Origin of the sequence: Pseudomonas sp. Y39-6 (assembly GCF_023651955.1) — a bacterium.
Taxonomy (GTDB): Bacteria; Pseudomonadota; Gammaproteobacteria; order Pseudomonadales; family Pseudomonadaceae; genus Aquipseudomonas; species Aquipseudomonas veronii.
This window is the reverse complement of sequence record NZ_CP069594.1, coordinates 6,069,077-6,083,638: the sequence shown is the minus strand read 5'-3', so window position 1 is coordinate 6,083,638 and position 14,562 is coordinate 6,069,077. Positions and strand designations below refer to the sequence as shown.

The 14,562-nt window shown below is 53.9% G+C and carries 7 protein-coding genes; 3 read left to right on the top strand and 4 right to left on the bottom strand.

The window, feature by feature from the left end; translation table 11 throughout:
* Nucleotides 1-128 precede the first annotated feature (128 nt).
* Genes JN756_RS27690 through JN756_RS27680 form a run of 3 tightly spaced genes read left to right on the top strand, consistent with a single transcriptional unit; the run spans nucleotide 129 to nucleotide 10,347 of the window.
* Nucleotides 129-1,913: a DUF262 domain-containing protein gene (locus JN756_RS27690; RefSeq protein ID WP_057711083.1), complete on the top strand. Its 1,785-nt coding sequence runs from the start codon at nucleotides 129-131 to the stop codon at nucleotides 1,911-1,913.
* Between the two features lie 5 nt (nucleotides 1,914-1,918).
* Nucleotides 1,919-8,251 (top strand): DEAD/DEAH box helicase family protein, encoded by a 6,333-nt coding sequence (locus tag JN756_RS27685; RefSeq protein ID WP_169850667.1) that lies wholly within the window; start codon nucleotides 1,919-1,921, stop codon nucleotides 8,249-8,251.
* Nucleotides 8,248-10,347 (top strand): UvrD-helicase domain-containing protein, encoded by a 2,100-nt coding sequence (locus JN756_RS27680; RefSeq protein ID WP_169850666.1) that lies wholly within the window; start codon nucleotides 8,248-8,250, stop codon nucleotides 10,345-10,347. The genes JN756_RS27685 and JN756_RS27680 overlap by 4 nt, the downstream gene beginning before the upstream one ends.
* 49 nt (nucleotides 10,348-10,396) lie before the next feature.
* Here JN756_RS27680 and JN756_RS27675 read toward each other — a convergent pair whose 3' ends face one another.
* Genes JN756_RS27675 through JN756_RS27660 form a run of 4 tightly spaced genes read right to left on the bottom strand, consistent with a single transcriptional unit; the run spans nucleotide 10,397 to nucleotide 14,118 of the window.
* Nucleotides 10,397-11,035: a PIN domain-containing protein gene (locus JN756_RS27675; protein ID WP_057711086.1), complete on the bottom strand. Its 639-nt coding sequence runs from the start codon at nucleotides 11,033-11,035 to the stop codon at nucleotides 10,397-10,399.
* Complete coding sequence (locus tag JN756_RS27670) at nucleotides 11,010-12,179, bottom strand: XRE family transcriptional regulator (RefSeq protein WP_169850665.1); 1,170 nt, start codon at nucleotides 12,177-12,179, stop codon at nucleotides 11,010-11,012. Before JN756_RS27670 ends, JN756_RS27675 begins: the two co-directional genes overlap by 26 nt.
* Complete coding sequence (locus JN756_RS27665) at nucleotides 12,176-13,549, bottom strand: 7-cyano-7-deazaguanine synthase (protein WP_169850664.1); 1,374 nt, start codon at nucleotides 13,547-13,549, stop codon at nucleotides 12,176-12,178. Before JN756_RS27665 ends, JN756_RS27670 begins: the two co-directional genes overlap by 4 nt.
* Nucleotides 13,549-14,118 carry a hypothetical protein gene (locus JN756_RS27660; RefSeq protein WP_169850663.1) on the bottom strand — a complete coding sequence of 190 codons (570 nt, stop codon included), beginning with the start codon at nucleotides 14,116-14,118 and terminating at the stop codon, nucleotides 13,549-13,551. The genes JN756_RS27665 and JN756_RS27660 overlap by 1 nt, the downstream gene beginning before the upstream one ends.
* Nucleotides 14,119-14,562 lie beyond the last annotated feature (444 nt).

The following is a 14,562-nucleotide window of genomic DNA, read 5'->3' as shown; positions in this document are numbered from 1 at the left end:
TCTGCTGACGGATTGTATGAGCAACAGATGTTGAAGCGTGATGGCGCGAGCCATCGTTATTTCGTGCGCTAGCCGCTAAAGCCTGGATACCAGCACACCGCTGAGCTACCACCATAAGGAAACGGATTTTGGCTACCCAAACCATCGAGCAGTTCTTCACCGGCAAGACCCTGGAAATTCCCGCGTACCAGCGTGACTACGCCTGGACGACCAGCAATATCGACGACTTGTTTGAGGATATCGAGGAAGCGATGGAGCTGGGCGGTGGCCACTATCTGGGCACCTTTATCTTGTCGCAGACTGGAAAGATGGCACCGGTGCGAGTGGTGGATGGTCAGCAGCGGCTTACCACGCTGACCATGCTGCTCGATGCTTTGGTTGATGCAGTCGATGAGTTGCCCATCAAGGAGCATTACCGCAGTACCTACATCACGCATCCTGTATACGGCCCCAAGTTCACCGTTCTTGGCAGTAACAAGTCATTCTTTTCTGCACTACTGAATGATGAGATGCCAGAGCCTGATTCTGATGGCCAGCAGCGCTTATTGGTTGCCTACCAGTGGATTCGCCAACGCATCAGAGCCATCAAGGTGCACCAAGGACAGGAAGCCATCAAGAGCTGGTTGCTGAGCATCAGCCATCTTGAGGTGCTTGAGTTCACCGAGGCCAATGAGGGTAAAGCCATTCGCATGTTCCAGTCGGTCAACGACCGGGGTGTACCTTTGGCGAAGATGGATATCGTCAAGAGTTTGTTGATCTATTACTCCAATCGCTTTCTGGATGGCGAATTGGATTCGATGATCGCTGATAAGTTCGGTGAGGCCTTCCGCAGCTTTAGCAAACTCAAGAAGCTCGCGGCGGAGCCGGGTTATCAGATTCGTCTGATCAATCGTGATCCGTTCCGGGAAGACGACGTGCTGCGGTATCACTATTTCGCGTTTAACGGCGAGCAACACGATGTGGAGTCCGGGGCGGATTACAACGCAACCTCTGAAACAGTTCTGGAGTCTTTCCTCAAGCCGGCACTCAAAGCCATGCGCGGCGACAAGGAGCGCTTAGCCAGGTTTATCAGTGATTATGTCAGTGATTTGGAGGTGTTCTTTAAAGGTCTGCTCGGTTTGGCTGAGGGGGGGCGAACCAACCGAGGCCTTTATCTGCTGCTGGTTGTTCAGGATCTCTCGGCCACGCTTTACCCGCTGATCATCCGCCTGTTCACTTCGAAGATGCTGGAGGTGCAAGTACCTAGCTATCTGAATTATTCGATGCTTGAGTTGATTGAGCTCGCAGACCTTCGTGTGTTTAAACTGCAGGGTACGAATCCGCAAGCCGACATGGCTGCTCTCATGCGAGCGTTTAGTCATTTAACCACTGAGGAGATTGCTGAGCGGTTGATCAATTTTTGTCAGCGGTTTATGCCAAGCGCTAAGTTCGAGTCGCGTTTGGCTGGGGAGGAGATGTTCCGAAACCCTGGGCTTGCGCGAGTTTTGTTGGAATCTGAGAGCGCAGCCAGAGTCGCCGTGGGTTTGCCACAGCTCGATATAGGAGACCTGGTCGAGATCAGTACTGCAGGTCTGACCATCGAGCATATTCTTCCGCAGGAGCCTTCCTTTGGCGTCCGTCTGTATGGTTTCCGCACTGAAGACGCCTATCTCGAGCATATCCATCTGCTCGGTAATCTCGCACCGCTTGAGAAGCGCATCAACAGTGCCTGCAATAACTGCTCAGCGGAGAACAAGATGCGCGATCAGAAATTGTACCGGTCTTCGCAGTTCAGGTTAATCCAGGGGGTGGCGGCCAAGAACGCTAGTGCCAATCCAGCCTTTTCCAAGGATGCGATCCTTGCCCGTAGCATCGAGATTGCCAAGTTCTCAGTGAAAAAATGGCCCCTCACTGAAGCTGATCTTGCCGAGTAAAAAATATGCAGCCACTTATCGTTTCTCAGCAAGTCACTCAGGGCGTCGCAGACTTTCTGCGCACCGCATTCCCGTCCACTACTACTGGTTTTGAGGGCTTGCTGGAGCGCTTTTTGGCTGAGCGCAGCAATATCTTCAAAGGGCCATATCTGACATTGCCACTGCCATTTCGCAAGCAGCTTAATGGCGGGTTACCAGCTTTTCCTTGGTTACCCGCCAGCTTTGTGCCCCATGCACATCAGGCCAAGGCTTTTGCGCGGCTGGCGGGATCAGAGGCTCAATCCACGTTGGTGGCAACGGGTACGGGGTCGGGTAAGACCGAGTGCTTTCTATATCCGATCCTTGAGCATTGTCGAGTGGCGCGTGCCGAGGGGCGGCGTGGCATCAAGGCGATCATCCTCTATCCCATGAATGCCTTGGCCAGCGACCAATCTGGGCGCGTGGCCAAGGAAATCGTTAAGGCCGCTGGCCTTAGTGGGATTCGTGCAGGCTTGTATGTGGGCGATGCACCGGCTGTAGAGTCGCAAACGGTCGCCGAATTGAGTGGCGGCAGTTATTCGGTGATTACCGACCGCAATGCCCTGCGTGAAAATCCGCCGGATATTCTGCTGACCAACTACAAGATGTTGGACTTTCTTCTGCTGCGTGCAGCAGATGCCCCTTTGTGGGCGCATCAGCAGCCGGACACGCTGCGTTATTTGGTGGTGGATGAGCTGCATACCTTTGACGGTGCGCAGGGTACTGATCTGGCCTGTTTGATTCGCCGTCTCAAGGGACGTCTGAAGGCGCCGCCGGGCCAGTTGGTGTGCGTCGGTACTTCGGCAACGCTGGGCGATGATGGCGTTAGCGATTTGCTGGCCTTTGCCGGTGATGTGTTTGGTGAAGTGTTGAATGACAGTGCGGTTATCGCCGAGGACCGCGAGTCGGTTGGGGATTATCTCGCTGAAGCCCTAGTTGAGTTCACCCAAAGCCCGCAGCCCAGTGATCTCGATACCTTGGCACCCGATAACTTTGACGACCTGCATGCCTATCTGGCGGCCCAAGCGCCTTTGTGGTTCGGTGAGCCTTGCTCGGTCACGCAGGCAGAGGATTTTGCTTGGCGCTGTGGCTTGGGTAAGGACCTGAAGAGCCACTTTGCCTTCCAGAATCTTTTGCGTGATTTGGAGCGTCTTGGACCAAAGTCCGTGTTGCTGGATGACCTGTTGGTACTGCTCAAGCGCCGTTTGCCGAGCTGCGATGATGAGCGCTTTGCGCTGCTTTGGTTGTCTAGCCTGCTGTCGTTGGTGGCGCATGCACGCCAGGATGCACATCAGAACTTTTTCTTGCAGGTAAAGGTGGAAATCTGGCTACGTGAGCTGCGCCGCATGGTGGCTGTTCTGGATGCTGAACCGCAGCTTCGGCATCACGATGACTTACGTAAAGCCGATATGGAGCGGCTGCATCTGCCGGTGATCCATTGCCGCGAGTGCCACGCCACCGGCTGGGGTTCTACGCAGCAAAAGATCAGCCCCAATCAACTCACTCATGATTTGCAGGCGTTTTACAGCGCGTTCTTCGCCGAGGATGTGAGTACCCGTTTTATCTTTCCCTCCAGTGCGGGGGCGAACCCAGCAGTGTTCGAGCGCAAGCAGGTATGCCCTGCCTGCGGCTCCTTGCATCAGGCATCACAAACCGAATGCTCACACTGTGAGGATCAGCCTTTGCTGGCTATAGATATTGCCAGCAACCTGCGTGAAGGTACGCGCAATGGCGCGAAGTACACCAAGTCGCACCATGATTGTCCTTTCTGTGCCGGTTATAAAACGCTGACAATTGTTGGTTCGCAAGCGGCCAGTCTGGCGGCGGTGATGGTGGGACAGTTGTTTGCAACGCGCTTCAATCCGGACAAGAAGCTGATTGCTTTCTCTGACTCGGTACAGGATGCGGCGCATCGTGCAGGGTTCCTTGCCGCGAGAACCTGGCGAATGAACTTACGCCCGGCGTTGGCGCAGGTAATTGCTGATGCCTATGCAGCTGGGCGACCTGTGACACTAGAAAATTTGCCAACAGCATTCGCGCAACGTTGGCGCACGGCGCTAGGTGATGGTCATTACATTGCTAACTTCCTGCCGCCGCAAATGCAGTGGCTACGTGATTACGAGACCCTGATGGAAGAGGGGGCGCTGCCTGAAAGCAGCAACCTACCTAGCGAGTTGGCGAGGGTGTTGCCTTGGGTCCTCAATGCAGAGTTTGGCCAGGATGCTCATATTGGTCGCACTCTGGTAGCGACGGGAACTGCATGCGTAGTGCCACTTGCGGGCAAGTTAGACGAAGCCGCTCAATGGCTGTTGCCACGTCTACGTGACACGCTTGAACCGTTAGCCGCCGCGCAGCTGGAAGAAGTTGTTGTTTTACTGCGCGGGCTACTGGAAAACATGCAGCGCATCGGGGCTTGGCGTGATCAGGAGCTAGGGTTTTATGCGCGAATGGGTAGCAGCCCTTGGGGGTATAAGAAGAATCCAAGCCAGTTCAAGCTTCTAACCAGCCCGCGGCCTCCGAGGTTTTTGACACTGGCAGAGTTTGGTCGCTGTGTCAGTATAACTAAGAGCCATGCCCGTTTGTTTAGCGACTGGGCGTTCAAGGCATTGCCTGCTTTGCATGATCTGGCGCTGGGTACGGATGCCTTGATTGCGCCGCTTTATCGGCTTGCTCTTGAGGCATTGGAAAGCGTTGGCTTAGCAGGTTTTGAGGAGGCTACCGAGAAGCCGGATATCCGTGTATGGGGGCTGGAGCCCTCTGCTTTCCACGTTATCTTGGGTGGCAAGGTGTGGCGGTGTGCCAGCTGCCACAGCACAACACTCTCTGGCCCAGAGGATGATTTTTCTGAGCAAGCGTGTCGCCGCGTCGATTGCCGGGGCGAGTTGCACGCACTAGATGTACCCGGTGATTTTTATCGCAAACTCTACCTGAATGCGGACATTCGGCGGGTAGTGGCGCACGAGCATACTGGTTTACTGCCGCGCGAAACGCGCGAGGCAGTAGAGCGCAACTTTAAATCCAACAGTGATCGCCCCGGGGGCATTAATGTGCTTTCCGCGACACCCACTCTTGAGATGGGTATCGATATTGGCGACTTGTCCAGCGTGCTGCAATGTTCGGTTCCTCCACAGCAGGCAAACTACATTCAGCGAGCCGGTCGGGCAGGGCGTAGCACTGGTAATGCGTTGCTGATGAGCATGGCGACCAGCAAGCCGCATGACCTGTATTTCTGGGATGACCCGAAAACCATGATTGCAGGTTCCGTGCAGGCACCTGGGATTTTCCTTAACGCCTCGGCGGTACTTGAGCGTCAACTTACAGCGTTCACTCTAGATTGCTGGGTGCATGAGAACGGGCGGGCGGCGCAGATCCCTCAGGAAATTCGTGGGGTGTTCACTGCGATCAATAATCAGACCAACAGCAAGTTTCCTTACCCTTGGTTGAGTCATGTGGAGCAGCACCAAGCGTCGCTTCTTGAACGGTTCTTGCGCTTGTTCAATCAGGGAGATATGTGCCCTTTGAGCGACGGTACGTGCCAATGGCTGGCTAATTTCATTCAGGGCAGCAACGGTGATAGCAGCCCGTTGGCGTATAAGATCGTCAACCGTTTGCAGAGCATTGCTAGTGATGTTGAAAGCATCAAGCGCAAGCGTGAGGCCGCAGTGAAGGAGATCGATAAGCTGCAGGCATTGACGGTGCGTGGTGAGGATCAGGAGCTGGAGTTGGCACGACTGCTTCAGGATCGAACTGCGCTTTCGCGTTTGATTGGCAGCATTGAGGGTAAGGCTACGCTCAATGTGCTGACTGATGAGGGCTTGCTACCCAACTATGCGTTCCCGGAGCAAGGTGTGCTGTTGCGCTCGATCATTGTGCGCGATTCAAAGGCCGGGACATCCGCTCCTGATCCTCTGACCTTCGAATATGAGCGTCCTGGATCAACGGCCATCACTGAGTTGGCACCGAACAACACCTTTTATGCCGAAGGCAGGCGGGTGGTGATCAACCAGATCGACGTATCTAAGATCAAGCCGGAGCACTGGCGTTTCTGTAGGCAGTGCTCCTATACCGAGCCGCTATCCTCAGGTGATCAACACTCTAACTGCCCACGCTGTGGCGATACGCTGTGGCGCGACAGTGGCCGGGTGCACGAGATGTTGCGTTTGACCACGGTGTTTGCCCGAACGCTGGATCGCGATAGCCGTATTGCTGACGACTCAGACGAGCGTCAGCGCGGTTTTTATGTGCGCCAAGCTTTGGTGGATAGCCCGCCTGATGCGGTGCGTCAGGCCTTTGTGATTGACGAGCAAACATTTCCTTTCGGCTTCGAGTTTCTCGATCGGGTGACTTTTCGCGAGGTGAACTTTGGCGAGCAGTCAGCGGAAGGCATGCCGATGGAGATCGGCGGGAAGGAAGTCAGCCGCCCTGGTTTTAGCATCTGCCCCGAGTGCGGCACCTTACAGCGCAAGCGCAAGGCCGAGGAGCTATATCGCAACCATTCGTCCTGGTGCGCGAAGCGCAAGAACCCCGAGGCGAGCACGCAGCAGTGCGTGTTCCTCTACCGCGAGTTCACTAGTGAGGGCATTCGTCTGTTTTTGCCCGAGGTGGGTTTTGCCGATACCAACGAGGCCCTGCTGAGCTTTGTGTCGGCTCTGGAGTTGGGGTTGGCGCGGCGGTTTAGGGGAGCAGTGGACCATCTGCGTATTGCTCTAGATATGCGTATGGCTGCGGGCTCAGATGCGCCGCGTTGTTATCTGGTGATCTACGACAGCGTGCCAGGTGGCACCGGCTATCTCAAGGAATTGATGCGCGCGCCCGAACCGCTGTTGGAAGTATTCGACATTGCACTGCAAGCCCTCAATACCTGTACTTGCAACCAGAATGCGGACACCGATGGCTGTTATCGCTGTGTGTACCGCTATCACAACAGCCATGATCGTAAGTCTATCTCGCGACGTACAGCACAGAAATTGTTGGGTGAGGTGATGCAGTACAAGGGAGCACTGAAGCCAGTTACCCATCTGGCCGACGTCCAGCCAGCTAACCAGTTACTGGATAGCATGCTGGAGAGGCGGTTTGTCGAAGCGCTGCGCCGTGAGCATGAAGGTGAGAAGTTCAAGCTGAGTGAGCTATTGTTCAAGGGCAAGGCGGGCTATCAGATACAGGCTGGCTCGCGTCGCTGGCGGATGGAGTTGCAGGTCAATCTGGGAGCCAGCGAAGGTGTGTTGATTCCGTGCAAGCCTGACTTCGTATTCTGGCCAGACGATGCCGCCGACGACCTGCCCGTGGCGGTCTTTGTTGATGGTTGGCAGTACCACAAAGACATCATTACTACCGATATAGCCAAACGTATGGCGGTGGCCAGGAGCGGGAAGTTCTCAGTCTGGACGCTAACCTGGGATGATGTCGAATGCGCTTTGCAAAACCAGGTATTACCTACGCCATCGCCTTGGGCAACTTTGCTTAATGATGATCCACAGCAGGTAGTGCAGAAGCTGTGCGCGGCACAGGGCATCGCAACACTCTCCAATTTCAAATCGCTGCCGTCCTTTAGCCAGCTGCATCAGCGTTTAGCCCATGGGCAACATCAAGCGCTCGGCAAATTGGCCGTCTGCCTGGCTGCGGGAATGTTGATGCCACCGGGTGACACTACTGCGCTTCAAGTCCTGCGCGAAGGGGCTTTCTGGCAGCGTTTGGATGAGCTGGGTCTGCTACCTGACCTGCAACTGCATAGGTTGAGCCTGCGTCAGCTCGGTACAGCCTGGATGCTGGCCATTGCCATGCACCCGGAGCATCTGAAGCAAGTGATGACGGGCAATGGCTCTGCAGACTCTGAGCCTGTTCTGGTTGGCGAGTGGAAAGAAGATGGCCTGCCCGAAAGCGAGCTGCAGTTACGCTGGCAGCAACTTTGGCAGGCACTTAACTTATTGTTGCCGCTGAGTCAGATTTGGGTTGGCAACGCTGAAATGCCAGGGTTACCTGCGCTGCAGGATTGTTCTGCGCTCAAAGCAAAATCCGGCGGACTGTCTGAAGCCTGGCAGGAAGCGCTGAGTCTAGCTGCACATGAAGTACAGTCTTGGGGCTTGGCTCTGGCTGGTCTGGACGTAACCGCCCCAGAAGTGGGCTATGAGTTGATGGATGAGAAAGGCCGCGTAATAGCAGAAGCCGAATTGGCTTGGCCAGATGTTCGTACCGCCGTACTACTGCCAGATTCTGGAGCAGTGGCTGCGCTTTTTGCTGGCCAAGGTTGGCATTCTTTTACCGCTGATGGCAGTGAGTTGCCTGATGAGCTGAGAACCCTTTTGATGGAGACACTGGCATGACGCTGGCACTCAAGATTGCAATGTCCGATGACTTTCTGAAGTCGTTTTCGGTAGTTCCACGTTCTCATCAGCAGGCGGTACTGACCTTCGTTGCAAAGTTTCGTCAGAACCCAATGGCGACCGGCATCAATTATGAGCGCATTCATGATGCCGCCGATCCGAACATGCGCTCGGTTCGGATCAACGACAATATGCGTGGAATCGTGCTTAAACCTGATGTGGGCAACGTTTACTGCCTGTTGTGGGTTGACCAACATGACGATGCCTATCAGTGGGCACGTCGCCATCGAGTCGCGATCCATCCGGATGTTGGCAGCATCCAGGTTTATGCAGTGCAGGAGGTGGCTAACACGAAAGCATCTGACGCCTCGGCCGAGGTGCGTGCAGTGGGACTGTTCGATGCCCTCAAGGATCGTGAGATTCGCCGGCTGGGCGTACCCGATGATCGGCTGGAAGCGGTGCGTGCCGTAACTAATGAAGGCGAACTTGAGGCGCTGGAAGCGCAATTGCCCGATGAGGCATTCGAGGCGTTGTATCTATTTGCTGCCGGCGAGCTTTTCGACAAGATCATCAGTGATCAGGCCGCGCCAGAGTCTGTCGACCCTGCAGACTTCGGGGCTGCGCTGGAGCGCGATAGCTCGCGTCGTCATTTCGTGGTACTGACTGATGACAGCGATCTGGAGGCCTTACTGGCTGCACCTCTAGAACGCTGGAGGGTCTTCCTGCACCCAACTCAGCGCAAGTTGGTGGAGCGTGACTGGAATGGTCCAGTGAAGGTGACCGGTGGTGCAGGTACTGGTAAAACTGTTGTCGCCATGCATCGCGCTGCAAGACTTGCTCGACAATATTCGGACTTGCCTGGTCGTCCGGTCTTGTTTACCACGTTCACCAAAACACTTGCCGAGGACATCCGCCAGCATTTGGCGCTGCTGTGCACCCCACAGGAATTGGAGAAAATTCAAGTGGTGAACCTGGATCAGTGGGCTTCCAGCCTTCTGCGTCGTTTTGGCTACCCACATAACCTGCTGTACAACGAAGGCGATCGTCGCCGTTTCTGGCAAGCAGCTCTGTCTGCGATGCCGACATCGGTTGATCTCAGCCTAACGTTCATGCGTGCGGAGTATGAGCGAGTGGTGCTGCCTCAAGCTTGTGAAACTGCTGAGGACTATATGCGTGCCAGTCGAGTCGGCCGTGGCGGTCAGCTCGGCCGTGCGATGCGTAAGTCTATTTGGCCGGTGTTTGCCGAATACCGTGCCCAGCTGCAAGCCGCCAATTTGCGCGAGCCTGAAGAGGCCTTCCGTGAAGCCTGTCAGTTGTTAAGGACAGAGCAGCCCGCACTCGGAATTCGGTCCATGGTGGTAGATGAAGCCCAGGACATCAGCAACGCAGGTTTTGAGCTTATTCGCACAGCCGTAGAGGAAGCTGAAAACGACCTGTTTATCGTTGGCGATGCTCACCAGCGTATCTACCGGCACAAAGTCGTACTGAGCCGGGTGGGCATTGAGGTTCGTGGCCGCAGCCGTAACCTTAAGGTGAACTACCGCACCACAGACGAAATCCGTCAATGGGCCTGTGCTCAGCTTGAAGGATGTGCTGTCGACGACCTGGACGGGAATGCGGATTCTCTGCGCGGTTACCGTTCGCTTACCCATGGTGATGTGCCGGATATCATTGAGTCGTCTTCCGTTAATGAGGATATGCCGCATATACAAACGATCCTTAAACAACTGCAGGACGATGGCATGGAGCCTCGACAGATTTGCATCACCGCACGTACTAACGAGGATCTGGAAAACATTGCTAGAGCTCTGCAGCAAGCCAATATTATTCACTTGAAACTAGATAACGCAACCTCGGACGATTCGGCACTATTGGGCGTCCGTCTAGCCACTATGCACCGCATCAAGGGGCTTGAATTTAGCGTAGTGATTGTTGCCGCCTACAAGGGAACCACTACTTATGCAGGGCAATTTAGCCGTGATGAAGATGCCGGGGTAACCGAAGACACTGAAACTTCTGAAAGATGTCTGCTGCACGTTGCTGCTACTCGAGCAAAGAGAAATTTGTTTCTCCTAGTGCGGCCCTCTGTTGGCTGAAGTCTCAGACCTATACAGCTAAAAATTAGCTGTATAGGTCGGCCCAGCATTACTGGCTAACACTGCGACGCCCGGCCAGCTTAAGCTTTGCAAGCCTCCTAAGGCTTGGGCATAAACCTACGTTTTCGCGTCCGATCACCTTTTCAATCCAGTCGAATTGGCTGTCTCGGACTTGCATTCTGGCGTGTTTCAGCGCTTGAAGCGTTGCAACGGCTAAGGCTTTATCTCCGATTGAAATACGCACGGGCTCGTAAGCAAGAATATCGACTGTTGTAATGAGTCGCAGTGTTTCAAAACGTTGGGAGGAAATTTGAGTCGCTTTTTTTTCATCAATGACTGCGGTAAACCCGTTGCTATGTGCAAGCGCGAGTGTCGCGGCTTCTCCGTCTCCGAGCGAGGCCGCTGTGGATCCGGATACCAAGTCGAAGAAGTGCTCTAATGCAATGCCAGAAAGCTCTTCTGTCTTTAAAATTTGATTATGGATTAGCTCCAAAAGCTGTTTCGGCTCAGGCCGGCCGTTTACCGTTCCTAGCTCAATCTCCCGTATTACATTGTCAGTGACAACAATAGGAGTCGGAACTGCTTGCAGGATTGCGCTTGCATAGCCGGTCGCCAGCAAGTTTATGATGACACTGGCGTCGAGAACGAGAATGCTATCTCGATCAGTGAGACAGCTTGAAAAGGTCATCAACCTCATCCTCTTCTGCCTCATCAAGCAACTCGCGTACTTTCGCCCTATCTAGCTTAAGCAAATCCGACATTTGCCCTTCGCTGATTAGATCCTTTTTCCAGGCATCGATAGCTAACAAAAAAAGCCTAGTTGATTGCGCGCCTTCCATAGGCGTGGAATCTTGAGCTATCGTGCCTAGTACCTGCTGGGCTTGGTCGTCGGTTATACCGCCATTATCCATGAACCAATCCCACGTTCCCTTTTTCGTCAGATCTAATTCTTCAAGCCTCATCACCATTGCCTGGCGTGAAATGCCAAAGAAACTAGCGAGCAGGATGATGTGCCGACGAGTGAGGTGGGTTGATCCAATGGTCACTTCCTTGAACTTTTCCATGACAGTGCGGGCAGGCGTCAGAAAAGCACTACCGAAAGCATTCGCGTAACGTTCTTCACGCGAGTTCTCATGCTTTTCGGCTTGATAGATCTCGGGCTGACGTCGCGTCGCTATAAAGTGCCCGAGCTCGTGGGCGCCAGTCTGGGTTTGACGATCCTTCCGATGTACTGCATTTATTAGCATACAGGCGCCAACGGCGTCGTCATAGGCAAATAGCCCAGACACTTTCGATTCAAGTCTCCGGCTATAGACACGAATTCCAAGTTGCATCTCTATGAGTGAAAACAGATCTTGGATGGGGCTCTCGCCGAGCCCTAGCCAGCTTCGGAGGCTATGAGCATCGTGCTCTGCTTGTTTGCGTACATCGCCTGGTAAGATGCTTTTTTCGGTCGGATAATTCGAGGTTTTCCGAACACCTAAAATGTTTTCAAGTTCTACTTCCGCCCTGACGAGATCATTCAACATCCGAGCAGCTTGGTCGATGCCTGCATCACCAGTGTCTGGGAGTGAGCGGAAGCGAGGAACAAGGTCCACATGGACCGCTTCTCGGCGTAGCAAAGAGTTAGCAGATACTCCATAACAGCGGCTAAGCATCTGGATCTCGTCAAGCTTTGCAGAGCGCTGTCCTTTTTCAATAGCCACAAGAGTGGTTCGAGCAAAGCCAACTGCTTTGGCCGCTGCGTCTTGGGTCATGGCCGCGGTTTCGCGCGCGACCTTTAGTCGTTCACCCAGTTCACCTGGGTTCAGTTCATAGTTTGGTTTGGTCATGATGCGCCATCTATCCACTTCCTCACGAACGACTCTGATCTCATATCGCTCGTGAACGCTGACCATTCCTTGGCATGTTGCTGCAAGAGCCTGTCAAGGTTCTGCGCCACGGCATGTGGCGACTCGGCCAGAGCTCGAGCCAGTTCGCTCGTTCTGCGGCGTTTGATCAGTTCGTACTGCGAAGATTCCCGAATCGAAGAAAGGTGCTCGAAATGAAGTACCCCTGCGATAGCGTATTGTTGCAAGGCTTCGGTAAAACTGGTGAATTCTTTTGCTGCGCCTGACTTCCAGGTCGGACTATCTAGGGATTCCCACACATAATTCGTTGGTGGCTCTTCCAATCCTGCAGCGTGAACGCTAAGGCGGCGAAGCATACACGCGGCGCATATGCCGCACTGTCTTCTTGCGCCTGAAACGGCTACCTGCCGGGATTGCTGCCAGCACGACCTGGTCGTTATCCAATTCACGTTAGGGCCACAGGTTTCCACAAACTCGCGCAGGGTCTCGCCTTTCGTCATCCAAAGCCTGGGAAAGGTGTACTGGAATCGGTAACCAAGAAGTGCTTCGATAAAGCGCTCCATCAGCTTGGTGAAGACGGGGTGATTTCGATAGTCCTCATACCCATGTGCAACAGGAAGGAGCACAGGTGCAAGTGCACCTTGTCCGCTTTCGGGGATGATGGCCATTGGAGCATCAATTAGATACGCCGCAACTGCCGATATGATACTGAATTTGAATCCGCGGCTGCGTGCACTTCTCTCAGCGCTTCTTGCATCATCAAGCTTGACTGAATATGGGATGGCCGTGAATGGAATCCTTTGGCGTTCCTTTTTTGAAATGTCGTGTTGTTTGCTCCCTATTCGAAGACGAATCAGGCGTTTACCTAGGCGCTTGCTCTCAAGCTCAGAGACCGCACGTGAGTCCATTCCATCACTGAAGGCAATGACAGCCTCTGCATCGGAAGGAAAAGCTATTTGGCCTTGCGGCGGTCTCTGTGCAGCTTGTTTTCGAGGTCCAAAATTGAAATGCCAGTCGTCTCCGGTCAAAAGGTTCAGTGCGTTGACGAGCGCTCGGTTTACCTTGTTACTCGACCACCGCTCAACGTCGTGTACTGGAGCGTGAACGATGAATCGACGGCCCCAATTCATGGAACTGCGGACAAGGTAGCGATCACAGAACTCAACTGCAGCTGATATGAGTAGTGCGTCATACGTTACGGGCTCCCATTTGTCATGGGATGAGAAGGATGCGAGAGCCTCGAGGTCGAACTCGATGTTCTTCTCGATGTAACACGGGATTACGCCGTTTCTTTTGCGGGCGCCAGGTTCAAGTATATCTACAGCTATTTCCTTAGGCGGGAAGGTGTTCATCACAACGATACCCCGTCATCAAGACCTTCCATCTTCCTCGGTGGAGCGATTCGTACGGGCTCTGGGCCCACAAGATCCAGACCGAGCTGGGTGCTCGATAGAGTAGAAATGGCATTCTGTAGTCTCTTACTCACGTGCTCTGCTCTTCGCTCGTTTGAGTCGCGAAGGTAGTGTTCTTCAATCGACCGTATGTTCGCGTGGCAGCGGTCTTTGGCGGCGAGGCCTACTGCCTCATGGAATGCTTCAATTCCAAATTTCCCTTCATGGATAAGGGCGATGCTCCATTCCACAAGATTCGTTCCAAAAACGGAGGCTGCTGCAAATGCTTTCGCATCTTCAAGTTGCGTAAGCGCGATTTCTCGAATTTCCAGAGAGTTATCACAACCGGTAAACACTGCTTTCAGGGCTTCCATCAGGAGCCACGAGACCTCCATTTTGAAGTCACTGGCAACTGCATGCTTCGTAGCCTCAGCTATCTGGGAGGCATCGTAGGTGTCTTTGTCCGCACGCTTTGCCAGTTCTTTCCATGGCTTTCGCAGCTTCAAGCTTCTATGTGGCCCATCGCTCATTTCGTCCAGCCCCCAGTGAATACCGGTTTTGACATTGTCAGATATTAGTACTAAAAATCTGACAATGTCAAAGGCGCAATTGGAAACAAGGATGTGCCCGATGATTTCGGTTTCTCAATAGAGTAGAAGCTGATTTTCGTCAGCGCATAGGACATGCCATTTATGCGCGGGGGGTACGGATGAGTCGGTAGCCTTCAATGCAAAACCAGTCTGAGTCTCTGAGCCCTTCGTACAGGGCAGTTTTCCAAGAGTTGGTGTCACGGGCGTATCGCGAACGAAATTGACCATCAAGATGCTGGCGAACCCCATCGGGGCCTGAGCTAGCTCCGACCTCCTCAAGCGAATAAGAGATATCTGCCATTTCACTGGCAGCTTGTGCAGCGTAGAGCTCACCGAGGCCCATAACTCGAAAATGATGATGCACGCGTTTTGTGAGCACTTCCG